We start from the raw sequence: 23,108 nt of genomic DNA, 5'->3' as shown, positions 1-23,108 counted from the left end.
ACCCCTGAGGGGGAGCCCGCCCTCCCGGAAGTCACCAGCAGGCCGGATGGGTCGGCGCCCCGCGTCCCCATAGCGTCATAGGCGTACGGAGCGGCCCCGGATCACCAGGTCAGGCCGCCACCCATGACGATCCTTCAAGGGGGACACCGTGAGTCGCTCAGGCGCACACGGCAGCAGGATGGGCATCGCGGCGGCTATGGGCGGTTGGAGCGCCCGGCACCGCTGGGCGGCGGTGGGCGGGTGGCTGCTCTTCGTCATCCTGGCGATGTTCGTCGGACAGTCGGCGGGCCGGGTCGACCTCGACCAGGACAAGTCGATGTCCGGCGAGATCAACCAGGCCGCCACGATAAAGGAGAACGCCGGGCTCAAGAGCGCGGCGGGCGAGATGGTGCTGATCCAGGCCAAGGGCTCGGGTCACGCGACCGACCCGGCCTTCCGCACCGCGGTCGCCGAGGTGATGACCGCGGTCAAGGGCACGGGCAAGGTCACCGCGGTCACCTCGCCCTATGACACCAAGGCCGTCTCCGCCGACCGGCGTTCGGCGCTGGTCCGCTTCGACATGCTCGGCCTGGCGGACGACGCGCCCGACAAGGTGCAGCCGGTCATGGACGCGGTGAAGAAGGTCCAGTCGCGCCACACGGACCTGCGGATCGAGGAATTCGGCGACGCGAGCGGCGGGAAGGTGCTCAACGACGCCTTCGGCAGCGACTTCAAGACCGCCGAGTTCTCCGCCGTGCCCGTGGCACTGGGCATCCTGCTGATCGCGTTCGGCGCGCTGGTCGCGGCGCTGCTGCCGGTGGCGCTGGCGATGACGGCGTTCATGGCCGCGGGCGGTGTGGTGGCGATGGTCAGCCACATCATCCCGATGAGCGACACCGCCAACTCCGTGATGCTGCTGGTCGGCCTGGCCGTCGGCGTCGACTACTGCCTGTTCTACCTGCGCCGCGAGCGTGAGGAGCGGGCCGCGGGGCACGACGGACAGACCGCGATCAAGATCGCGGCGGCCACCTCGGGGCGGGCCATCCTGATCTCCGGCATCACCGTGATCGTGGCCATGGCGGGCATGCTCTTCACCGGCATCGGTGACTTCAAGGCGATGGGCCTGGCCACGATGATCGTCGTCGCCATCGCGATGTTCGGTTCGGTCACCGTGCTGCCCGCGCTGCTGTCGCTGCTCGGCCACCGGGTCGAGAAGGGCCGCATCCCGTTCCTGAACCGCGGCCGGAAGAACACCGCCCGGCGCGCCGCCAACCCCAGCAGCCGCTTCTGGAAGACCGTCCTGGGCCCGGTGCTGAGCCACCCCAAGACCGCCACGGTGATGGCGGGCGGCGCGCTGCTGGTCATCGCGCTCCCCGCGTTCGGCATGAAGACCGCGAATCTGTCGATGCCGCAGGAACTGGGCAGCAAGCTGCCGATCATCCAGACCTACGAGCACATCAACGAGGCGTTCCCCGGCGGTCCCGACCAGGCCAACGTGGTCGTCAAGGCCGACGACATCAACGCCCCGGCGGTCAAGAAGGCCATCGCCGCCTTCCGCGCCGAGGCCGTGTCCTCGGGCGCCAGCAAGGGCCCGGTCACCCTGACCGTGCACGCCGCGCAGAACGTCGCCCAGATCGACGTACCGCTGGCCGGCGGCAGCGACCGCGCCAAGGCCCAGGACAACGTGCGGACGCTGCGCGACCACGTACGGCCCGACACGCTCGGCAAGGTCGACGGCCTCCAGGCGCCGGTGACCGGCGGGACGGCCGGGTCGATGGACTTCACGGCCAAGATCACCAGCAGTGTGCTGCCGGTCTTCGCCTTCGTGACCGTCTTCGCCTTCCTGCTGATGCTGCTGTCCTTCAGGTCGCTGGCCATCGCGCTGACCTCGATCGTGCTGAATCTGCTCTCGGTGGGCGCGGCCTACGGCATCCTGTCCGCGGTCTTCCAGCACGGCTGGGGCGCGTCGCTGGTGGGCGCCACCGGTACGGGCGCGGTGGTGGCCTGGCTGCCGCTGTTCCTCTTCGTGATCCTGTTCGGGCTGAGCATGGACTACCACGTGTTCGTGGTCTCCCGGATCCGCGAGGCCAAGGTGCGCGGGATGAGCACCCGCGGCGCGATCGAGCACGGCATCACCACCACCGCGGGCGTCGTGACCAGCGCCGCCGTCATCATGGTCGCGGTGTTCGCGATCTTCGGGACGCTGTCCATGCAGAGCATGAAGCAGATGGGTGTCGGCCTGGCCTTCGCGGTGCTGATCGACGCGACCGTCATCCGCGGGGTGCTGCTCCCGGCCGTGATGAGCCTGCTCGGCGAGCGCAACTGGTACCTGCCGCGCTGGATGCACCGGCTGCCCGACATGACGCACGACGAGTCGACCCTGGCCCCGCCGCCGGTCGTCGCGCTGCCGGAGGAGCCGTACCGGGACCAGGTGCCCGACCGGGTCTGATCCCCGGCCGGGGTCTGATCCCCGGCCGGGGGCCGGGGAGGACCCCGGGACCTGTTCCCGGCCCGGCCCGGCCCGCCTCGGCCCGGCGCGAAAATTACCTCGGAAAATTCGGATCCCGCGTTTCTCCGCAGGTCACGGAGCCCCTGTCCCGCCCGGGACGGGGGCTCCGGCGCGTTCCGGGCGGTGTTCCGGGCCCCTTTTCCGGGCTCGTTGTCAGTGGGCGGGCCTAGTGTGGAAAGCGTGACCGTGAGAGAGAGCGAAAGCGCCGGGAGCGGTACCGCCCTGGCTGCCGACGAGGTGGAGCTCCGTCTTGAGGAGCACCGGGCAGAGCTGACCGGCTACTGCTACCGCATGCTCGGCTCGGTGTTCGAGGCCGAGGACGCCGTGCAGGAGACGCTGGTCCGCGCCTGGCGCGGGCAGCGCGGCTTCGAGGGGCGGGCCTCGTTCCGCTCCTGGCTGTACCGGATCGCGACCAATGTGTGCCTGGACAGTCTCAACGCGGGCAAGCGCCGGGCCCGCCCGATGGACCTGTCCCCCGCGTCGCACGCCGACGCGACGCTGCCCGCCGCCTCCCCGGAGAGCGTCTGGATCGAGCCGGTGCCCGACGTCCGCGCCCTGCCGTCCTCCGGCGACCCGGCCGATGTCGTGGTCTCCCGCGAGACGATCAAGCTGGCCTTCGTCGCCGCCCTCCAGCACCTGCCCGCCCGGCAGCGGGCCGTCCTGATCCTGCGCGAGGTGCTGGCCTGGAAGGCCAGCGAGACCGCGGAACTGCTCGGTACGACGGTGGCGTCGGTCAACAGCGCGTTGCAGCGCGCCCGCGCCACGCTCAGCGAGGCCGGGGTGAGCACGGCGGGGACCGACTACGCCAAGGCCGCCGCCGCGCCGATGGACGAGGCGCAGGAGAAGCTGCTCGCGCGCTATGTGGACGCCTTCGAGCGCTACGACCTCGATTCGCTGACCGCCCTGCTGCACGAGGACGTCACGCTGTCCATGCCGCCGTACGCCCTGTGGCTCCAGGGTCACCAGGACATACGCGACTGGTTCCTCGGCACCGGTATCGAGTGCAAGGACTCCCGGCTGCTGCCGGTGTGGGCCAACGGATCGCCCGGCTTCGGGCAGTACCGGTCGAACGGCCCGGAGGGCGGCCACCACCCGTGGGCGCTCCAGGTGCTGGAGATCACCGACGGCCGGATCACCGGCATCAACGCGTTCCTCGACACCGCGCACCTATTCCCGCTTTTCGGCCTCCCACTCGAACTGCCCCGCTAGCCCGGCGAGTTCGAGCAATTCGCGGAGTTCCGCGGTGGCGCCGCGCAACCGCACGGTGTGCCCGGTCCTGTGCGCGGCCAGGCCCAGCCGGGCGAGCGCGCCGATGGTGCCGGGCGCGCCGCCGGGGAGCCCGGTCACGTCCACGACCAGGGGTTCCGTCGGGCCGGGTGCCGCCGTCACAGTCTTCTCCACCTCTCCTGGACCTGGCCCCCGGACGGGCCTTCATGGATACCGACCGGCCGGGCGGCCAGGATTCATCGCTGCGCGCCCGACGTATTCGGGCGTATTCACGGCGCATTCTCAGCCGGTGACGCGCGTTCAGGGGGCGCGCGGATGCGACACTGGCCTAGTTCCGCGCCGTTGACCGATGCTGTCGGCATATGCGGTACGGAAAGCGGCACGTCGGTGGGGCGGCGCGTGACACGGCGGGGGCGTACGGGGAGGGCGCGGGCGGGCGCGGCGGTACGGGACAGTGGACGATTCGGGACTGCGGGCGATTCGGCGAAGGGTTCGGGTTTCGGCATGGCGGACACGAGGGTGTTCACGCGGGAGCGGGCGCGGGCGGTGCTGGATGCCGCCGGGCATCACGAGGCCGAGCTGCTCGCCTTCGGCGAGAACGCGGTCTACGCCGCCGGGCGTCTGGTGATCAAGATCGGCCGCAGCGCCGATCTGCTGGAGCGGGCCCGGCGCGAGGTGCGCACCGCCGACTGGCTGGCCAAGCACGATGTGCCCGCCGTGCGCTCGGCGGAGTCCGAGGTGCGGCTGGTGGACGGCCACCCGATCACGTACTGGCAGCGGCTGCCCGAGCCGCTGCGGCCCGCGGAACCCGCCGATGTGGCGCCGCTGCTGCTGCTCGTGCACGCGCTGCCCGAGCCGGACTTCGGACTGCCGCCGCGTGAGCTGCTCGGCGGGGTCGAGCGCTGGCTGCGGCTGGCCGGGGACGCGATCGATCCGGCGGACGCCGCGTATCTGCGCAATCGGCGCGACGGTTTCGCGACCGCCGCGGCCGAGCTCGTACCGCATCTGGAGCGCGGGCCGATCCACGGGGACGCGCTGCCGCGCAACGTGCACATCGGGCCCGACGGGCCGGTCCTGGTCGACCTGGAGACCTTCTCCTCCGACCTGCGCGAGCACGACCTCGTCGTCCAGGCGCTCAGCCGTGACCGCTACGGGGTGCCCGCGGCGGCGTACGACGCCTTCACCGCCGCCTATGGCTGGGACGTCACCGAGTGGCCCGGCATCACCGTCCTGCGCGGTGCCCGCGAGACCGCCAGTTGCGCCTGGGTCGCCCAGCACGCCCCCGCCAGCCCGGCCGCCCTCAACGAATTCCGCCGACGTGTCGCTTCGCTGAGAGCCGCCGACCCCACCGTCCGCTGGTACTCCTTCTGACCCCGCCCCACCGCGGCGGCCTTCAAGGAAGGCACCGCCCTCCCCCACCCCATCACCCCTTGCACGGCCCCCAGTTGACCGCGACGCACAGGTGAGCCGAAGAGGGGGCGCCTCTTCGATCCGCCGCCGCGGCGGGCCGCGGGTTGGCGGGTGACCGGCCCCGGAGGGGTCAGGCGGCGGAGACGCGCAGCGGCCAGGCGCGGTCGATGGTGGAGGCGTCGGCGGACCCCTTGCGGCGGAGCCAGGAGGCGAAGTCCTCGGCCCAGTCGGCGTACCAGCCGCGCTGCTCGTCGTAGAGGTCCCAGAGGTCGGCGGCGGCGACCTGGGGGTAGCGGGCGGCGAGGGCGCGGGCGACGCGGACGGCGGCGAGGGCGTCGGCGCCCGCTTCGTGCGCGCCGTCGAGGACGACACCGTAGACGCCGCAGGCGGCCTCCAGGGTGCGCTTGCCGCGCCGGTACTTGTCGAGGGCGCGGTCGATCACCAGCGGGTCGAGCACGGGCCCCGGGCGGGCCCCGGGAACGGCCAGCGGCGGCAGCGCGTACCGCCGCAACTCCTCGTCCAGCAGGGTGAGATCGAAGGGCGCGTTGTAGACGACGACGGGCACCCCGGCCGCCCAGTACCCCCGCAGGGCGTCGGCGATCTCGGCGACGACCTCCGGCGCCGGGCGCCCCTCGGCCGCCGCGCGGGCGGTGCTTATGCCGTGGATGGCGGTGGTCTCCTCGGGAATGGCGACGCCGGGATTGGCCAGCCACGCCCGGTGCCGTACCGGCTCCCCGTCCTTCACCTCGGTGACCGCCGCGGTCACGATCCGCGCCTGGCGCGGATCCGTCCCCGTCGTCTCCAGGTCGAACCCGACCAACAGCTCCTCATGCCATGCCATGGCGAGCATCCTTCCCACCCATTTCCCCGTAACCCCCCGTGTGCCCTGCCATCATCGCGCGGACCACTGACAGCGCCGGACGGCGGGGTTCCGTTTCCCGGGGCGTCCCCGCCCCTCCCCCGGAGGTCACGACACGGGACGGGAATCCGTCCAGATGCCCTCGAACTCCTCGCGGTAGACCTCGAAGAGCCCGTGTTCCGCGGGCCCTTCCTCGGCGACCACCTGCCGGGACCCGCCGCGCAGCAGCAGCACCGGCACCTCCATGCCGCGGGCCCGCCGCAGATAGGACTGCACGACGGCCAGGCCGTCGCCGGTGTCGCCGTCGACGAGGTACGCGGTGAAGCGCGGGGTCTCGTCGAAGACCCGGATCTCGAAGGCATCGGGGTCCCGCAGCCGGGCCCGCACCCGGCGCATGTGCATGATGTTCATCTCGACCGACCTGGCCAGCTCACCGCGCCCCAGGCCCAGTTCCCGCTCGCGGCGGCGGACCGTACTGCTCGCGGGGTTGAGGAAGAGCAGTCTGACCCGGCAGCCGGACTCGGCGAGCCGCACCAGGCGCCGCCCCGAGTAGTTCTGCACCAGCAGATTGAGGCCGATGCCTATCGCGTCGAGCCGGCGCGCGCCGGAGAACAAGTCCTCGACGGGGAGCTGCCGTTGCAGCCGCACGCGGTCCGGGTAGACGCCGATGACGTCGGAGTAGCGGTCGGCGACCAGGTCCTCGACGGCGTCCACCGGCAGCCGCTGCGCGGCCGTACGGGCGGGTCCCGCGCCCAGCAGCTCCAGCAGCTTGGCGGCGGCCCGCTCGGCCTGGTCCAGGACAGTCCTGGACAGCGCCCGGTTGCGCGAGACGACGTGCCGGGCCACCTCCAGCTCGTCCAGGGCGAGTTCGAGGTCGCGGCGGTCGTCGAAGTACGGCTCGAAACACGGCCAGTGCTGGACGACCAGTTCGCGGAGCTGGGGCAGCGTCAGAAAGCTGAGCACATTGTCGTCGGCGGGGTCGAGCAGGAAGCCCTTACGGCGGCTCACTTCCCGTACGGCGACGGCCCGTTGCACCCATTCGTGCCCGGCCGGGCCCGCCGCGGCGACCACCCACTCCTCGCCGTGCACGGGCTCGTAGATCGGGCGCAGCACCGCGTTGACGACGGCGCGCAGGCGCTGTTCCACGAGGTTGAGCCATACGTAGGCCCGCCCGGCGCGCGTGGCGCGGGTGCGTACCTCCGACCAGGCTTCCGCGCCCCAGTCCAGCTCCGCTCCGATCTCCAGCGGCTGGGCGAGGGTGACCGCGCTCTGCACCGCCTCGGCGGCGGCACCGTCCGCGACCTGACGGTCCTCCTGATCTCCACCACCCGGGAGCATCAGACCTCCGGACGTCTCCACGCCACCCGCCTCCCACCCCCGTCCACGATCAAGGAAGGGTACTGCGGTGCAGGGTGCCCCGCAGCCCTGTTGACCCTACTTGACTACTACCGGACAAGCTCATCACCCTTGCGGTAGCTGGCTGTTGTGGCTTTGTCACCCTCGGGTGGACCAGGTGGGAGGATGCACTCTCGGCAACGAATTCGGCAACGAAGCTGGCCGGGTGCGCGGAATCGGTCCGCGCTCTCCCGGTCCGGGAGTGGAAGAGTCACGAGATGCAAGTCTGGCCGGGTCAGTCGTACCCCCTGGGTGCCACCTTCGACGGCGCGGGCACCAACTTCGCCGTCTTCTCCGAGGTGGCGTCCCGTATCGAGCTGTGCCTGCTGCACGACGACGGGTCGGAGACGGCCGTCGAGCTGCGCGAGGCGGACGCCTTCGTACGGCACGCCTACCTGCCGGGGGTGATGCCGGGTCAGCGGTACGGCTTCCGGGTGCACGGGCCCTACGACCCGCCCCGCGGCCACCGCTGCAACTCCGCGAAGCTGCTCCTCGACCCGTACGCCAAGGCGATGAGCGGCAGCATCGACTGGGACGAGGCCGTCTACGGCTACCGCTTCGGACAGCCCGACTCGCGCAACGATCTGGACTCCGCCCCGCACACCATGACGTCCGTCGTGGTGAATCCGTACTTCGACTGGGCCGACGACCGCGCCCCGCGGATCGATTATCACAAGACCATCATCTACGAGGCCCACGTCAAGGGCCTGACGATGACTCACCCGGGTCTGCCGGAGGAGATCCGCGGCACCTACGCGGCGCTGGCTCACCCGGCGGTGATCGGCCATCTGGTGGAACTCGGGGTGACGACACTGGAACTGATGCCGGTGCATCAGTTCATCCAGGACCACCGTCTGGTGGACGCGGGCCTCGCGAACTACTGGGGTTACAACACCATCGGCTTTTTCGCACCGCACCATTCGTACTGCTCGCTGGGCGACCGCGGGCAGCAGGTGCTGGAGTTCAAGACGGCGGTCCGCGCACTGCACCGGGCCGGGATCGAGGTGATCCTGGACGTGGTCTACAACCACACGGCCGAGGGGAGCCACCTCGGGCCGACGCTGTCGCTGCGCGGCCTGGACAACGCCTCGTACTACCGGCTCGGCGGCGACAAGCGGTACTACACGGACACCACGGGCACCGGCAACAGCCTGCTGATGCGTAGCCCGCACGTCCTCCAGCTCATCATGGACAGCCTGCGCTACTGGGTCACCGAGATGCACGTGGACGGCTTCCGCTTCGACCTCGCGGCCACGCTGGCCCGGCAGTTCCACGAGGTGGACCGGCTCTCGTCCTTCTTCGACCTGGTCCAGCAGGACCCGGTGGTCTCGCAGGTGAAGCTGATCGCCGAGCCGTGGGACGTCGGCGAGGGCGGCTACCAGGTGGGCAACTTCCCGCCGCTGTGGACCGAGTGGAACGGGAAGTTCCGCGACACGGTACGGGACCTGTGGCGCGGCGAGAGCGCCACGCTGGCCGAGTTCGGCTCCCGGCTGACCGGTTCCTCCGACCTCTACCAGGACGACGGCCGCCGCCCGTTGGCCTCGGTCAACTTCGTCACCTGCCACGACGGTTTCACGCTGCGCGACCTGGTGTCGTACAACGACAAGCACAACGACGCCAACGGCGAGAACAACCGTGACGGCGAGAGCTTCAACCGGTCGTGGAACTGCGGTACGGAGGGGCCGACGGAGGACGAGAAGGTGCGGTCGCTGCGCGGGCGGCAGATGCGCAACTTCCTCGCCACGCTGATGCTCTCGCAGGGCGTGCCGATGATCTCGCACGGCGACGAGTTCGGCCGCACCCAGAAGGGCAACAACAACGTCTACTGCCAGGACAACGAACTGGCGTGGGTGTCCTGGCCCGGCAAGCCGGACGACGGCGGGCCGAACGACGAGGCGCAGCAGTTGCACGAGTTCCTGCGCACGATGGTGTGGCTGCGGCGCGACCACGCCGTGTTCAGGCGGCGGCGCTTCTTCCACGGGCGGCCGGTCGAGGGCACGCACGACGAACTGTCGGACATCGCCTGGTTCACGCCCGAGGGGCAGGAGATGGCGCAGCGCGACTGGCAGGCGGCGCACGCCAGGTCGATGTCGGTCTTCCTCAACGGCAACGCGATCTCCGAACCGGGGCCGCGCGGCGAGCCGGTCACCGACGACTCGTTCCTGCTGATGGTCAACGCGGCGCCGAAGCCGCAGGAGTTCGTGGTCCCGGTCAACCACGGCTTGGAGTGGCAGCTCGTGGTGGACACCCAGTTGGCCGGGGGCGTCCCGCCGGGCACCGGCCAGCGCGTACAGGCCGGGGACCGGGTGGAGCTGGCCGACCGCAGCATGGTGGTGCTCCAGCGCCCGGCGCTGTAGCGGCCCGGCGGCGCGACACGTGCTCCGTGTGTCGGCGGCGCGGCCGGTGGCCCGCGGGTCGGCGGCGCGGCAGGTGGCCCGCGGGTCAGCGGCGCGGCCGGCCTGCCGCGGGGAAGGACGGGCCGCTTTCGGCGATACGGACGGCGTCCGGGGAGACCCGGGCGCGTTCGGCCGCTTCACGGCCGAATCCGGGGTAGAGAAGACCTCATGACCGGACTTCCCGTGACGCCCTCCGCCACCTACCGGGTGCAGGTGCAGCCCGGCTTCACCTTCGCCGACACCGCCGCGCACGTGCCGTACCTGGCCTCGCTCGGCGTCTCGCACCTGCATCTGTCGCCGATCCTCGAAGCGGTGCCCGGCTCCACCCACGGCTACGACGTGGTGGACCACTCGCGGGTACGCGAGGAGCTGGGCGGCGAGCAGGGCCTGCGGGCACTGTCGCACACCGCCCGCGAGCACGGCCTCGGCCTGATCCTGGACATCGTCCCCAACCACATGGCGGTGCCCGCGCCCGAACACCTCAACGGCCCGCTGTGGGAGGTGCTGCGCGACGGTCCCGGCTCCGCGTACGCCGACTGGTTCGACATCGACTGGGCCGCGCTGGGCGGCAAGGTGCTGCTGCCCGTGCTGGGCGACCCCCTGCCCGACGTCCTCGGGCAGCTCTCGGTGGTCTCCGACAAGCGCGCGGGCGGCGAGGTGCTGCGCTACTACGACCACCGGTTCCCGCTGCGGCCGGGCACGGAGAATCTGCCGCTGCCGGAACTGGTGGAGGCGCAGTGGTACCGGCTGGCGTACTGGCGGCAGGCCCGCACCGAGCTGAACTACCGCCGCTTCTTCACGATCTCCGACCTGATCGCGGTCCGCGTCGAGCGGCAGGACGTCTTCGAGGCCACCCACGCGACCGTGCTGCGGCTGCTGCGCGAAGGCGTCGCCGACGGGCTGCGGATCGACCACCCGGACGGCCTCGCCGACCCGGCGGGCTATCTGCACCGCCTGGCCGAGGCCAGCGACGGGCGGTGGACGGTGGTGGAGAAGATCCTCCAGCGCGACGAGGCGCTGCCCGCCGACTGGGCGTGCGCGGGCACCACCGGGTACGACGCGCTCGACCGGATCGACGGGCTGTTCACCGACCCGGCGGGCGTCGCCGAAGTGACCGACTTCTACCGGGAGTTCACCGGCGTCGAGGACAGCCGCGGCGGCCGGTGGGAGCCGACCGCGCGGCGCGCCGCCCACCGCATCGTCGGCCACGACCTCGCCGCGGAGGTCTCCCGCCTCGCGGCGAGCGCACAGCGGGCGCAGCGCCCCGGCACGGGCGGCGGGACCGAGGGGGCGGCCGGGCCGGTAACAGCCGAGCGCCAGGAGACCGACCCTTACACCGCGCCCTATGCGACGTCCGTGCTGGAGGAGGCGCTGCGCGAGCTGCTGGTCCGTATCCCGGTGTACCGCCCGTACGTACGCCCCGGCACCCCGGCGACGCCCGGCGACACCCTGATGGTGACCGAGGCCGCCTCCAGTGCGGCGGAAAGCGCCGACGGGCGGCTCGCCCCGGCGATCGGCCTGCTGCGCGACCTTGCGCTCGGCCGCCCGGCCGAGGGCGCGACGGTGCCCGGTGAGGACGCCGACGACTTCGCCGTCCGCTTCGCGCAGGTCGCCTCCGCGCTGCACGCCAAGTCCGTCGAGGACACCGCCTTCTACCGCTACTCGCCGCTGCTGTCACTGTGCGAGGTCGGCCGCAGCCCGGCGCATCCGGCGACGGCCCCGGAGGAATTCCACGCCTATTGCGCGCGGATCCAGCGCGACCACCCCGGTACCGGCACCGTCCTGTCCACGCACGACACCAAGCGCAGCGCCGACCTGCGGTTGCGGCTGGCCGTCCTGTCCGAACTCCCCGACGCCTGGCGGGAGTGGATGGGCGCCCGCGAGGCCCGCGCCGAGCGGTCGGGCGACGCGCCCGCGCCCGACCGGCACACCGCGTACACCGTCTTCCAGACCGGCGTCGGCCTCGGCTTCTGCCACCCGGACCGGCTGGTGCCCGCCGCCCTCAAGGCGGTCCGCGAGGCGGGCCTGCACACCTCGTGGACCGAGCAGGACGAGGCGTACGAGAAGGCCGTCACCGACTTCACCGAGCAGGGCCCGTGCGGCGCGGGCGTCTACGACGTGGGCGAATTCGTCAACTCCCTCGCCCCGTACGCCGATGCCAACGCGCTCGGCGCGGCGCTGGTGCACCTGACGATGCCGGGGGTGCCCGACGTCTACCAGAACACCGAATTCCCGGTGTACACCCTGGTCGACCCGGACAACCGCGGCCCCATGAACGGGCCGGTCGGCGGGACCCAGCGGTTCGGCGTCGACCGCACCCTGGACCGCCTGCTGGACGGCGCCGCGCCGGGCTCCTTCGACGAGGCCAAGCTGCGCCTGACCGCGGTGGCGCTCCGGCTGCGGCGCGACCGCCCCGAGTGGTACGGCCCCACCGCCTCGTACATCCCCCTCGTCGCGCAGGGTCCTGCCGGTGACCACTGCCTCGCCTTCCTGCGCGGCGGCTCCGCCCTCACCGTCGTCACCCGGCTCTCCGCCCGCCTCGCCGCGGCGGGCGGCTGGCGCGAGGCGTCGCTGCCGCTCCCTCCGGGCCGCTGGCACGACCGCCTGGGCGGCGGGACGTACGAGGGCGCGGCCCCGCTGGCCGAACTGCTGGGCCGCAGCCCTGTGGCCCTGCTGACCCCGGAGAGGTGAGCGCGGAGAGGTGAGCCCGGCAGGTGAGCCCGGCGGGCTGAGCCGCCCACACCCGCTCCCGCGCACCCGCGTCGACATCCCGACAAGGCCGCCGCGTAAAACCGGTGGCCTTGTCGGCCGTCGCCCGCCTAGGGTGCCGATCACGCCCATGACCGGACGAGAAGGAGGCGAGAGCGATGACGTACATCACTGTGCCGCGCTCCCGCCCCTCCGCAGGGCGTCCGTAGATCCACGGGGAGATGGTCCCGGGAGCGCTCCGTCGAACTCCCGAAGGAATCGCTTCACCATGTCCGATCTGGTTTTCCGCCCGCTCGTCGCGGGCGAGTCCGCCCTGTTCAACTCCCTTGCCGAGACGGCATCCGGCACGCGCACCGGCACCGGCGACGCGTTCGTCGGCCGCGCCCTGCTCGGCCAGTCCTTCGCGACCCTCGACGCGGGCGGCGAGTACCGGCCCGAGTGGTCGTGGGTCGCGCTGCGCGGCGCGAAGGTCGTCGCGCGGGCCGCGTGGTGGGCCAAGCCCGAGGACAGCGAGCCGCTGGCCCTGGACTGGTTCGACTTCGCCGAGGGCGAAGCCGAGGCGGCCACCGAACTGCTGCGCGCCGCGCCGCTGAACACCGAGTACAGCCTGCTGCTGCCGCCCGACTGGCGCGAGCGCCCCGACGTGACGGCGGCGGCGCGGAGCCGCGCGGCGGCCGTCGAGGCCGCGGGGCTGCGCGAGTTGGTCGAGCGGTACCGCTACGAGTGGACGGCGGACTGCCCGCTGCCGCCGCGCACCGGGCGTCTTGAGTACCGGCCCGAGCCGGACGACACCGCCTTCCGGGCCGTCATGGCCCGCATCATGGAGGGCACCCTCGACGCCCACGACCGCCGGATGATCGCCGAACAGGGCCTGGAGGCCGCCCTCGACGAGACCATCGGCTTCTTCGACTGGTTCCCCTCGCCCGCCGACTGGCGGCGGGTGGCGTACACCCCGGACGGCGAGGTGGCCGGGCTGCACGTGCCCGCGCGCAATCCGGCCGGCCCGTGCATCGGCTTCATCGCCGTGGTGCCCGAGCAGCGGGGCCGCGGTTACTCGTACGACCTGCTGGTCGAGTGCACTCACGACCTGGTCGACCGCGGCGCGGTCAAGGTCGCGGCGGCCACCGACCGGACGAATGTCCCGATGGCGCGGAATTTCGCGAAGGCGGGGTATCCGATCGTTCAGGAGCGGATCGACTTCGTCCCCGACGCAGTGTGATGTTCCCCCGCTGATCCGCTCGCGGTGATGCGGGAGGCCGTTCCGTGGGCATGCATGTGCCCGGGGTCCGTGGCGCGGCCACGGCCCCGGGCACCCGCGAGGAACGGCCTCGGGGGCGCCCGCACAGAAGACCGCCGTACAGAAGACTGCCGTACAGAAGACCGCCGTACCGCCGTACAGAAGAACGCTGTACGGAGAACTTCCGCGCGGAAGACCGCCGCGCGGAAGACCGAAGACGCTGAACGAACCGGATGACGAGACGGGAGCCGTGGGTGCTGTTCGAGGTGTGGGCGCCGGATGCCCAGCAGGTGGAGATCCTGATCGACGACCGCACACGGCACGGCCTCGGCCCCGACCCGGCGCGGGCCGGCTGGTGGCGCGCGGAGGTGTCCGCCGGGCCGGGCACGCGGTACGCGTATCTGCTCGACGGCGGTCCGCCGCTGCCCGATCCGCGCTCGCGCCGCCAGCCGGAGGGCCCGGACGGGCCGAGCGCCGTCGTCGACCACGACGCGTTCGCCTGGACGGTGCCGTGGCCGGGCCGCGCGCTGCCCGGCGCGGTGGTCTACGAACTGCACGTCGGCACCTTCACCCCCGAGGGCACCTTCGACGCGGCGATCGAGCGGCTGCCGCACCTGGCCCGGCTGGGCATCACGCACATCGAGCTGATGCCGGTGTGCCCGTTCCCCGGCACCAACGGCTGGGGGTACGAGGGCGTGTCGCTGTGGGCGGTGCACGAGCCGTACGGCGGCCCCGAGGGAATGAAGCGATTTGTCGACGCGGCGCACAAGCAGTGCCTGGGCGTCGTCCTCGACGTGGTCCACAACCACCTGGGCCCGTCGGGCAACCATCTGCCGCCGTTCGGCCCGTACTTCACCGACCGGCACCACACCCCCTGGGGCGACGCGGTCAATCTGGACGCGCCCGGCTCCGACGAGGTGCGGGACTTCCTGATCGGCAGCGCGCTGTCGTGGCTGCGCGACTACCGGCTCGACGGGCTGCGGCTCGACGCCGTCCACGCGCTGGTGGACACGCGCGCCCTGCACTTCCTCGAGGAGCTGTCGACGGCCGTGGACGGGCTGTCAGCCGCGCTCGGCCGCCCGCTGTTCCTGATCGCCGAGTCCGATCTGAACGACCCGCGGACGACGGCCCCGCGCCAGGCGGGCGGCCTCGGCCTGCACGCCCAGTGGAGCGACGACTTCCACCACGCCCTGCACGCGGCCGTCACCGGCGAGGCGCAGGGCTATTACGCGGATTTCGCCGCCGCCGGGCCCGCCGCGGTGGCCAAGACGCTCACCGGGGGCTTCTTCCACGACGGCAGTTGGTCCTCCTTCCGCGGCCGGCACCACGGCCGCCCGCTGGACCGGGCCGCCGCGCCCGCCCACCGGCTGCTGGGCTACGCGCAGACGCACGACCAGATCGGCAACCGCGCGACCGGCGACCGGCTCACCCCTGACCAGCTCACCGTGGCCGCGGCCCTCGTCCTGACCTCGCCGTTCACCCCGATGCTCTTCATGGGCGAGGAGTGGGGCGCGGGCACGCCCTGGCAGTTCTTCACCGACCACGACGACCCGGAGCTGGGCGCGGCCATCACGCGCGGGCGGCGCCGCGAATTCGCCGACCACGGCTGGGCGGAGGAGGACGTGCCCGATCCGCAGGACCACGCGACCCGGGACCGCTCGTGCCTGGACTGGGCCGAGCCGGACAAGGCGGGGCACCGCGAGCTGCTGGAGTGGTACCGCGGGCTGATCGCGCTGCGCAGGTCGGAGCCCGCCCTGACCGATCCCCAGCTCGACACGGTCGCGGCGACCGCGGGCGGCCGGACGCTGCGGCTGGCCCGCGGCCCCTTCCGTACGGTCGTGAACTTCTCCGACGCGCCCGCGCGGGTGCCGCTGGACGTGCCGTGCGAGGTGGTGCTGGCCCGGCCGTCGTGCAAGGTGCTGCCGGGCCCGGACGCGGCCGTCCAGCTTCCGCCCCGGGGGGCCGCCGTGCTGCGCGCCCGCGCTACGGTGAACGGGTGACACAGACGACCCCGACGCCCGACGCGGAAGCCCTCGCGGACTGCGTACTGTGCGGCGAGCCGACCGAGTATCCGGCGAGCACGCGCGGCGCGACGTACTGCCCGGTGTGCGAGTGGCAGGAGGCGCAGCGCACCGCGTGCTCCGGCTAGGGCGTGTCCGTGAAGTCGCGTCGTCCGCCCGGAGGGTCAGACGAGACTTCACGGACACGCCCTGGGGCCGGGGCACGCGGGTCAGGTCTTGAGGAGCGCGACGCGGTTCTCCTCAATGTCGAAGTCGGCCTTCGGATAGGCCGGGTCGATCAGTTCGAGGTGTTCGAGCAGCAGCTTGGCGACCGCCCAGTTCCGGTACCACTTGCGGTCGGACGGCACGACGTGCCAGGGCGCGGCGTCGGTCGAGCAGCGCTCCAGGGCCACCTCGTACGCCTTCTGGTACGCGGGCCACAGCGCGCGCTCGCTGATGTCACCGGGGTTGAACTTCCAGTGCTTGTCCGGGTTGTCGAGCCGCTTCAGCAGCCGCTCGCGCTGCTTGTCGTAGCTGATGTGCAGGAAGACCTTGACGACGGTGACGCCGTCGTCGGCGAGCGACTGCTCGAAGCGGTTGATGACGCTGTAGCGGCGGCTCCAGGTGGCGCGCGGCACGAGGTCGCGCACGCGGGCGATCAGCACGTCCTCGTAGTGCGAGCGGTCGAAGACGCCCAGCTCGCCGGGGCGGGGCAGCGCGCGGCGGATGCGCCACAGGAAGGGGTGCTGACGCTCCTCCTCGGTGGGCGCCTTGAACGCGGTGACGCGGATGCCCGACGGGTTCAGCCCGGAGGACACGTGCTTGACGGTGCCGCCCTTGCCCGAGGTGTCCATGCCCTGGAGCACCAGCAGGACGCAGTGCGGGTCGCCCGCGGTGCTCTGCGCCCACAGCCGCTCCTGGAGCTCGGCCAGCCGGGCGCGCAGCTCCGCGGTCGCGGCCAGGGCCGTCGCCTTGTCGCGCGGGCCGCCGGGGGTCGCGGAGGGGTCGTACGCCCGCAGGTTGACCGGTCCGCCACCGGGCGGCACGCGCAGCAGGGAGCGCAGGCCCGGGTCCTTCTGCGCCTTCTTGGCGGCGGCGTCGGCGTGCTTGCCGCCCCGGCCGTCCTCGTGCGCGTGCCGGTCCACGTGCGCGTGCTCGGCGCCGTGCTTGCCCTTGCCCTTGTCCTTGCTCCCGCTCTTGGCCATGCACCGATCCTGCGCCGGATCAGCGGTCTCCGCCAGTGCCGGTCAGCTTCTCGGCGTCCCGCGCGAGCGCGGTGAGCCGGGAGACGGCGCGGAAGTACTTCTTGCGGTAGCCGCCCGCCAGCATGTCCTGGCCGAAGACGCGGTCGAAGGGCACGCCGGAGGCCAGTACGGGGATCTCGCGGTCGTAGAGCCGGTCGGCGAGCACCACCAGGCGCAGCGCGGTCGCCTGGTCGGTGACGGGTTCCACGCCGCGCAGGAAGACCGCGCCGACGCCGTCGCAGAGCGCGCCGTAGCGGCTGGGGTGGACGGTGGCCAGGTGCGCGGCCAGCGCGCCGAAGTCGTCGAGCGCGGCGCCGGGTGTGACGGCCGCGGCGGCGGTGACCTGCTCGTCGGTGTGCGGGGTCGGCGCCTCGGGCAGGCCGCGGTGCCGGTAGTCCTCGCCGTCGATCCGCAGGCTGGTGAAGCGGGCGGACAGGCCCTGGATCTCCCGCATGAAGTCGGCGGAGGCGAAGCGGCCCTCGCCGAGCTTGCCGGGCAGCGTGTTCGACGTCGCCGCCAGCCGTACGCCCGCGTCGGCGAGCTTGCCGAGGAGCGTGGACACCAGCACCGTGTCGCCCGGGTCGTCCAGTTCGAACTCGTCGATGCAGACCAGCCGGTGGTCGCTGAGCGCCGCCACCGCGTGCTGGAAGCCGAGGGCGCCGACCAGATTGGTCAGCTCCACGAACGTGCCGAACGCCTTGCGCTCGGCGGGCGCCGGGGTGGCGTGCCACAGCGACGCCAGCAGGTGGGTCTTGCCGACGCCGTAACCGCCGTCGAGGTAGACCCCGCCGGGGCCGCCGGGCGCGGGCGCCTCCCGCCGGAACCACCGCTTGGGCGTCGGCGCGGCCGTCAGCGACGCCGCGAAACCGGCCAGGGCCCGTACCGCCGCGGCCTGGCTGGGCTGATTCGGGTCGGGCACGTAGGTCTCGAACCTGACGCCGTCGAACCGCGGCGGCGGCACCATCTCCGCCACCAATCGCTCCACCGGCACATGCGGCGTGCGCGCGCTGAGTGACACGGGCCCGCCATCGCCGCCTATCGCGGCACTCCCAGACGAAACGACAGAGGTCGACACAGCTCACCAGCGTAGTGCCTCCCGGTTCCGCCCCCGCCGGCATGTGTCCGACCCCACGCGTACGGGAGCGGCGGGCCGAGGGCGCCGACCGGCCCGTAGCGGCGCGGCGTGGGAGACTTCGGGGATGCGACGGCTCTATCCCGTAGCGGGAGCGAACGATTCGGCCGGGCTGGAGACACCGCTCGGCCTGGCGGACGCGTACGCGTACCCCGAACGGGGAGCGGGCCCGTACCTCCGGGCCAACATGGTGTCGTCGCTGGACGGCGCGGCCCGGTACGACGGCAGGTCGGCGCCGCTGTCGTCGGAGGCGGACATGCGGGTCTTCGGCGTGCTGCGCGCACTGGCCGACGTGGTGCTGGTGGGTGCGGAAACGGTTCGCCTGGAGGGTTACCGGCCCGCGAGGGCCCGCGAGGTGTTCGCGGCGCGCAGGGCGGCGGACGGCCAGACCCCGGCCGCCGCCGTCGCGGTGATCAGCCGCGGACTCGATCTGGACTTCACGACACCGCTGTTCACCGCGCCGGTCACCCCCACCCTGGTGCTGACCGGCGCGTCGCCGCCCGCCGACCGTGTCGCCGCCGCCCGCGCGGCGGGCGCCCATGTGGTCGTCGCGGGCGACGGCGAAGGCGTCGACCCGGTCCGCGCGGTGCGCGAGTTGGCCGCGCTGGGCCACACGCGGCTGCTCCACGAGGGCGGCCCGCGAGTCCTCGCGCAGTTCGCCGCGGCCGACACGCTGGACGAACTGTGCCTGACCGTCGCCCCGGTGCTCGGGGGCGGCGACGCGCCCCGGATCATGCACGGCCCCGACGTTCCGGGCCCGGCCCGCCTCGTCCCGCGCTCCGTCCTGGAGGAGGACGGCTTCCTGTTCACCCGTTACGTCCGGGCCTGACCGCCCGACCGTCCCACCGACACACCTCATGCCACCCACCTGACCAGCGGCGCGCCGCACGGTGGAACCGCGACCGAAAAAAGCGGATTCCCTCGTTCCGTTTTGCTCCGCGCGGGAACACTTACCCGAGTGCCCCGCGAAGATCGGGGCAGGATTGTTCCAACGCCGGCCCGGTGGCCCCGACGAAGCACGAGAAAGAAGGACGCGTCCGTGTTCACGACCGTACTCATGATCGAGAAGCCGCTCGCACCGGCCGACGTGGAGCTCGTCACCTCTCTCCACGGCGACGAGCAGGTCTCCTTCGTCGTGCTCATGCAGCCACGCGGCGACCAGGACCGGCTGTTGCGGGCCGTGGACGACGTGGCGCTCGGCTATCTGGATGACGCCGCGCACGAGGACCGCGAGCCGGAGGGCGACGACGCCACCCCGGTCGCGGAGCGGGCCCTGGCGCACTCCCTGGAAGCGCTGCGCGCCTCCGGCGCGGAGGCGGTGGGCCGGATCGTCGACAAGCACCCGCTCGACCTGCTGCGCACGGTCGTCGAGGAGACCAACGCCGACGAGGTCATCGTGCTCACCGCGCCGCACTTCGTGGAGGAGTTCTTCCACCGCGACTGGACGTCGCGGGCGCGGCACAAGGTGGGGGTGCCGGTGCTGAAGCTCTTCGCCGAGCACGATTAGGCGCAGCGCGCGATGAGGCGGCGAGCGCGGTGAGCCGCAGGGCACGATGAGGCGCAGGGCACGATGAGGCGGCGAGCGCGATGAGGCGGCGCCGCGCCACCCGGCGGCTCGGGCGTCGTGTGTCCCGGGCACCCCTTGCAGAAACGTCTCGCCGGGCGGGGGGTGCCACGGGTGCGTGGTCAGGGTCGGCGCGCGGTGCCACGGGCGCGCGGGCAGCGCCGGCGGAAGGTGCCACAGGTGCGCGGGCAGCGCCGGCGGAAGGTGCCACGGGCGCGCGGGCAGAGTCGTCCGCCCGCCCGGAGGTGCGAGAATCAGGACCCGGTCAATAAACGAACCACGCACATCTCCGGGAGACCTCCGTATGAGCCCGTCCGTTCCCCCCGCCATGGACCGACCGCACTTCATCGGCATCGGCGGCGCCGGAATGTCGGGGATCGCGAAGATCCTCGCGCAGCGCGGGGCGCGGGTGGCGGGCAGTGACTCACGTGAGTCGGAGACGGCGGGCGCGCTGCGCGCGCTCGGCGTGACCGTGCACATCGGCCACGACGCGGCGCACCTGGCGCAGGACGCCACCTCGGTGGTCGTCTCCAGCGCGATCCGCCCGGAGAATCCGGAGCTGGCGGCGGCCCGCGAGCGCGGCGTCCCCGTGGTGCACCGCAGTGACGCGCTGGCCGCGCTGATGGAGGGCACCCGGCCGATCGCGGTCGCGGGCACCCACGGCAAGACCACCACCACCTCGATGCTGGCGGTCGCGCTGACGGCGCTCGGCAGCGAGCCGTCGTACGCGATCGGCGGCGACCTGGACGCGCCCGGCTCGAACGCGCACCACGGCGGCGGCGAGATCTTCGTCGCGGAGGCCGACGAGAGCGACCGCAGCTTCCACACGTACGCGCCCGAGGTCGCGATCATCCTCAATGTGGAGCTCGACCACCACGCCAACTACGCCTCGATGGACGAGATCTACGACTCCTTCGAGACCTTCGTCGGCAAGATCCGCCCCGGCGGCACGCTGGTGATCTCCGCCGACCAGCCGGGCGCCGTCGAGCTGACGAAGCGGGTACGGGACATCGGCGGTCTGACGATCGTGACGGTGGGCGAGGCCGAGACCGCCGACGTACGCATCACGAAGATCAACCCGCGCGGGCTGACCAGCGAGGTCACCGTCGTCATCGACGGCCGCCCGCTGACCTTCACCGTCTCCGTGCCGGGCCGCCACTACGCGCACAACGCCGTCGCCGCGCTCGCCGCGGGCACCGCGATCGGCGCCCCGACCCGGAATCTGGCCTCGGCCCTCGCGAAGTACACCGGGGTCAAGCGGCGCCTCCAGCTCAAGGGCGAGGCGGCGGGCGTCCAGGTCATCGACTCCTACGCCCACCACCCGACCGAGATGGCCGCCGACCTGGAGGCGATCCGCGGCGCCGCCGGGGACGCCCGCGTCCTGGTCGTCTTCCAGCCGCACCTCTTCAGCCGCACCCGCGAGCTGGCCACCGAGATGGGCGCCGCCCTCGCCCTCGCCGACGCCTCCGTCGTCCTTGACATCTACCCGGCCCGCGAGGACCCGATCCCCGGTGTGACCAGCGCACTCATCATCGACGCGGCCCGCGCGGCGGGCGCCGACGTGACCGCGGAACACGACAAGCAGGCGGTGCCGGACGTGGTCGCAGGAATGGCGAAGCCGGGTGATCTCGTTCTCACCATGGGCGCGGGCGACGTGACCGACCTCGGTCCCCTGATTCTCGCCCGCCTCGGCAGCTGAGGAGACCTCCATGTCCTACGAAGTCAGCAAGTCCGACGAGCAGTGGCGCGCCGAGCTGTCGCCGGAGGAGTACGCGGTCCTGCGCAAAGCCGGTACCGAGCGGCCCTTCGTCGGCGAGTACACCGACACGAAGACGACCGGCGTCTACGCCTGCCGTGCGTGCGGCGCCGAGCTCTTCCGCTCCGACACCAAATTCGAGTCCCACTGCGGCTGGCCCTCCTTCTACGACCCCGCCGACACCGACGCCGTCGAACTCATCGAGGACCGCACCCTCGGGATGACCCGCGTCGAGGTCCGCTGCGCCCGCTGCGGCTCCCACCTGGGCCACGTCTTCGAAGGCGAGGGCTACGGCACACCGACCGACCAGCGCTACTGCATCAACTCCATCTCCCTGACCTTGACCCCCACGGAGTAACCCCTCCGGGGGTGCGGTGCGCCTCCGGCGGGGGGCAGCCGTTCAGCGCCGCGGGGACTGCGCGACCAGCCCCCACGGCGGAACGGGCCCCGAAGGGGCGCTGGGGGCACCTCCCGGCCGAAGGCTGGGGGAGGAACTGCGCGACCAGCCACGACGGCGGGCCACCGTCCCCGCGGCGGGACGGGCCCCGAAGGGGCGCGAGGAACTGCGCGACCAGCCCCCACCGGCCGGTGGTCCGGAGACAACCGAACCGCCCCGCCGGGGCGGGCGGTGCCCCTGCGGGAGCATCGTGGCTGGCACGACGGCATCGGCGGGCGCCACCAGCTCCGGCGTGGCCGCCGCGGCCGCCGCCGCTTCCGTACGCACCGACGCCGCACGCCACGGCGGATCGGCGTCCAGCAGCGGGTGGCAGACTGGGGCGGTGAGCAGCCCCTTCCAGCACCAGGCCGCCGACCGCGACGCGGCACCCCAGTTCGTCCTCCCGCTCGTCGTCCGGATCGAGCGCGACGCGCCCCCGACCCGTACCGACGCTCTGGAGACGGCGGCGCGCGCCGTCCTCACCCTGCTCTGCGACGAGCGCGCGACGGCCGACGACGGCGAGTGGGCGCAGGCCGTACGGGACTGGCAGGACGCCAGGATCCGCAAGGTCGTACGGCGGGCGCGCGGAGCGGAGTGGCGGCGGGCGGCAGCCCTGCCGGGCATCACGGTGACGGGATCGGGATCGGGATCGGGGTCCGCGTCGGGATCGGTGCCGGGGGCGGACGCGGAAGCGGGTACGGCCGATGTGCCGCCCGCCGAAGTGCGGGTCTACCCGCCCGTGCCGCTCGACGGCTGGCCGAAGGAACTGGCCAAACTCCAGGTCTCCGGCACGGAGTTGGACGACCCGGAGCCGCCGTCACCGCTCGAACCCGGCGACCCGCGCCCCGTGCTGTGGATGAATCCCGACGTCACCATGTCGGCCGGGAAGGCCATGGCCCAGGCCGGACACGGCGCCCAACTCGCCTGGTGGGAGCTGTCGGACGCCGACCGCGACGCCTGGCGCGCCGCCGGTTTCCCCCTGGCCGTCCGCACCCCCTCCCCCGCCCTGTGGACCCGCCTGAGCGCCTCCTCGCTCCCCGTCGTCCGCGACGCGGGCTTCACCGAGGTCGCCCCGGGCTCCGCCACCGTCGTCGCCGACCACCCGTCCCTGCGCGCGCATCCCGCCCCCGGCACGCTCTGACGGGCCCCGCCAGCCCGATCGCGGAGTTATCCACAGGCCGAGAACGCGGTGTCGGCGGAGTCCGGTAGAAATCCCTCATGTGGATTCTTCTGCTGCTCGTCGCGTGTGCCGCGG

The 23,108-nt window shown here is 72.6% G+C and carries 18 protein-coding genes; 13 read left to right on the top strand and 5 right to left on the bottom strand.

All coding sequences use genetic code 11. The features are described 5' to 3' along the window. Window positions 1–178 precede the first annotated feature (178 nt). A complete protein-coding gene (locus tag ABZX65_RS15290; RefSeq protein ID WP_355338817.1) occupies window positions 179–2,428 on the top strand; it encodes an MMPL family transporter in 2,250 nt (749 codons plus the stop codon). Window positions 2,429–2,674: 246 nt separating this feature from the next. Next, window positions 2,675–3,697, top strand: a complete 1,023-nt coding sequence (locus ABZX65_RS15285; RefSeq protein ID WP_355338814.1) for a sigma-70 family RNA polymerase sigma factor — start codon at window positions 2,675–2,677, stop codon at window positions 3,695–3,697. On the opposite strand, the gene ABZX65_RS15280 is transcribed toward ABZX65_RS15285, so the two are convergent. Further along, window positions 3,656–3,889, bottom strand: coding sequence for an STAS domain-containing protein (locus ABZX65_RS15280; RefSeq protein ID WP_355338714.1), 234 nt, complete (start codon window positions 3,887–3,889; stop codon window positions 3,656–3,658). The genes ABZX65_RS15285 and ABZX65_RS15280 overlap by 42 nt on opposite strands. Window positions 3,890–4,219: 330 nt before the next feature. Here ABZX65_RS15280 and ABZX65_RS15275 point away from each other — a divergent pair, with 330 nt between their 5' ends. Next, on the top strand, window positions 4,220–5,086 hold the full coding sequence (locus ABZX65_RS15275; RefSeq protein ID WP_355338711.1) for an aminoglycoside phosphotransferase family protein: 867 nt from the start codon (window positions 4,220–4,222) through the stop codon (window positions 5,084–5,086). A gap of 169 nt (window positions 5,087–5,255) precedes the next feature. Here the strand turns inward: ABZX65_RS15275 and ABZX65_RS15270 are convergent, their stop codons facing one another. Continuing rightward, window positions 5,256–5,966, bottom strand: a complete 711-nt coding sequence (locus ABZX65_RS15270) for a 3'-5' exonuclease (RefSeq protein ID WP_355338708.1) — start codon at window positions 5,964–5,966, stop codon at window positions 5,256–5,258. A gap of 126 nt (window positions 5,967–6,092) precedes the next feature. After that, a complete protein-coding gene (locus ABZX65_RS15265; RefSeq protein ID WP_355338811.1) occupies window positions 6,093–7,322 on the bottom strand; it encodes an SAV2148 family HEPN domain-containing protein in 1,230 nt (409 codons plus the stop codon). Window positions 7,323–7,597: 275 nt separating this feature from the next. Between ABZX65_RS15265 and glgX the strand changes: the two genes are divergently transcribed. The 5 genes from glgX to ABZX65_RS15240 all read left to right on the top strand — a co-directional run bounded on the left by glgX (window position 7,598) and on the right by ABZX65_RS15240 (window position 15,870). Further along, window positions 7,598–9,736: a glycogen debranching protein GlgX gene (glgX, locus tag ABZX65_RS15260; RefSeq protein ID WP_355338705.1), complete on the top strand. Its 2,139-nt coding sequence runs from the start codon at window positions 7,598–7,600 to the stop codon at window positions 9,734–9,736. Window positions 9,737–9,943: 207 nt separating this feature from the next. Further along, entirely contained in the window at window positions 9,944–12,466 is a 2,523-nt protein-coding gene (gene treY / locus ABZX65_RS15255; RefSeq protein WP_355338702.1) for a malto-oligosyltrehalose synthase, read from the top strand. 286 nt (window positions 12,467–12,752) lie between these two features. Then, window positions 12,753–13,703 carry a GNAT family N-acetyltransferase gene (locus ABZX65_RS15250; RefSeq protein WP_355338699.1) on the top strand — a complete coding sequence of 317 codons (951 nt, stop codon included), beginning with the start codon at window positions 12,753–12,755 and terminating at the stop codon, window positions 13,701–13,703. Window positions 13,704–13,975: 272 nt separating this feature from the next. Beyond that, window positions 13,976–15,721, top strand: a complete 1,746-nt coding sequence (gene treZ, locus ABZX65_RS15245; RefSeq protein WP_355338808.1) for a malto-oligosyltrehalose trehalohydrolase — start codon at window positions 13,976–13,978, stop codon at window positions 15,719–15,721. Beyond that, entirely contained in the window at window positions 15,718–15,870 is a 153-nt protein-coding gene (locus ABZX65_RS15240) for a hypothetical protein (RefSeq protein ID WP_223186409.1), read from the top strand. Before treZ ends, ABZX65_RS15240 begins: the two co-directional genes overlap by 4 nt. An 81-nt stretch (window positions 15,871–15,951) precedes the next feature. Here the strand turns inward: ABZX65_RS15240 and ABZX65_RS15235 are convergent, their stop codons facing one another. Beyond that, on the bottom strand, window positions 15,952–16,926 hold the full coding sequence (locus tag ABZX65_RS15235; RefSeq protein WP_355338694.1) for a PPK2 family polyphosphate kinase: 975 nt from the start codon (window positions 16,924–16,926) through the stop codon (window positions 15,952–15,954). A gap of 19 nt (window positions 16,927–16,945) precedes the next feature. Then, a complete protein-coding gene (gene zapE, locus ABZX65_RS15230; RefSeq protein ID WP_355338691.1) occupies window positions 16,946–18,040 on the bottom strand; it encodes a cell division protein ZapE in 1,095 nt (364 codons plus the stop codon). A gap of 124 nt (window positions 18,041–18,164) precedes the next feature. On the opposite strand from zapE, the gene ABZX65_RS15225 reads away from it, so the two are divergent. The 5 genes from ABZX65_RS15225 to ABZX65_RS15205 all read left to right on the top strand — a co-directional run bounded on the left by ABZX65_RS15225 (window position 18,165) and on the right by ABZX65_RS15205 (window position 22,994). Beyond that, window positions 18,165–18,926 (top strand): pyrimidine reductase family protein, encoded by a 762-nt coding sequence (locus ABZX65_RS15225; protein ID WP_355338688.1) that lies wholly within the window; start codon window positions 18,165–18,167, stop codon window positions 18,924–18,926. A 210-nt stretch (window positions 18,927–19,136) separates the two neighbouring features. Then, window positions 19,137–19,604 (top strand): indole-3-glycerol phosphate synthase, encoded by a 468-nt coding sequence (locus ABZX65_RS15220; RefSeq protein WP_355338685.1) that lies wholly within the window; start codon window positions 19,137–19,139, stop codon window positions 19,602–19,604. A 361-nt stretch (window positions 19,605–19,965) separates the two neighbouring features. Further along, window positions 19,966–21,360, top strand: coding sequence for a UDP-N-acetylmuramate--L-alanine ligase (gene murC / locus ABZX65_RS15215; protein WP_355338682.1), 1,395 nt, complete (start codon window positions 19,966–19,968; stop codon window positions 21,358–21,360). A 10-nt stretch (window positions 21,361–21,370) separates the two neighbouring features. Continuing rightward, the gene (gene msrB / locus ABZX65_RS15210; protein WP_355338679.1) at window positions 21,371–21,775 is read left to right on the top strand and encodes a peptide-methionine (R)-S-oxide reductase MsrB; all 405 of its coding nucleotides are present in this window, start codon (window positions 21,371–21,373) and stop codon (window positions 21,773–21,775) included. Window positions 21,776–22,196: 421 nt separating this feature from the next. Further along, a complete protein-coding gene (locus tag ABZX65_RS15205) occupies window positions 22,197–22,994 on the top strand; it encodes a peptidyl-tRNA hydrolase (RefSeq protein ID WP_355338805.1) in 798 nt (265 codons plus the stop codon). The last annotated feature ends 114 nt before the right edge of the window (window positions 22,995–23,108 follow it).

Source organism: Streptomyces sp. NPDC003300 (assembly GCF_040610915.1).
Taxonomy (GTDB): domain Bacteria; phylum Actinomycetota; class Actinomycetes; order Streptomycetales; family Streptomycetaceae; genus Actinacidiphila.
This window is presented reverse-complemented; position numbering and strand designations above follow the sequence as displayed.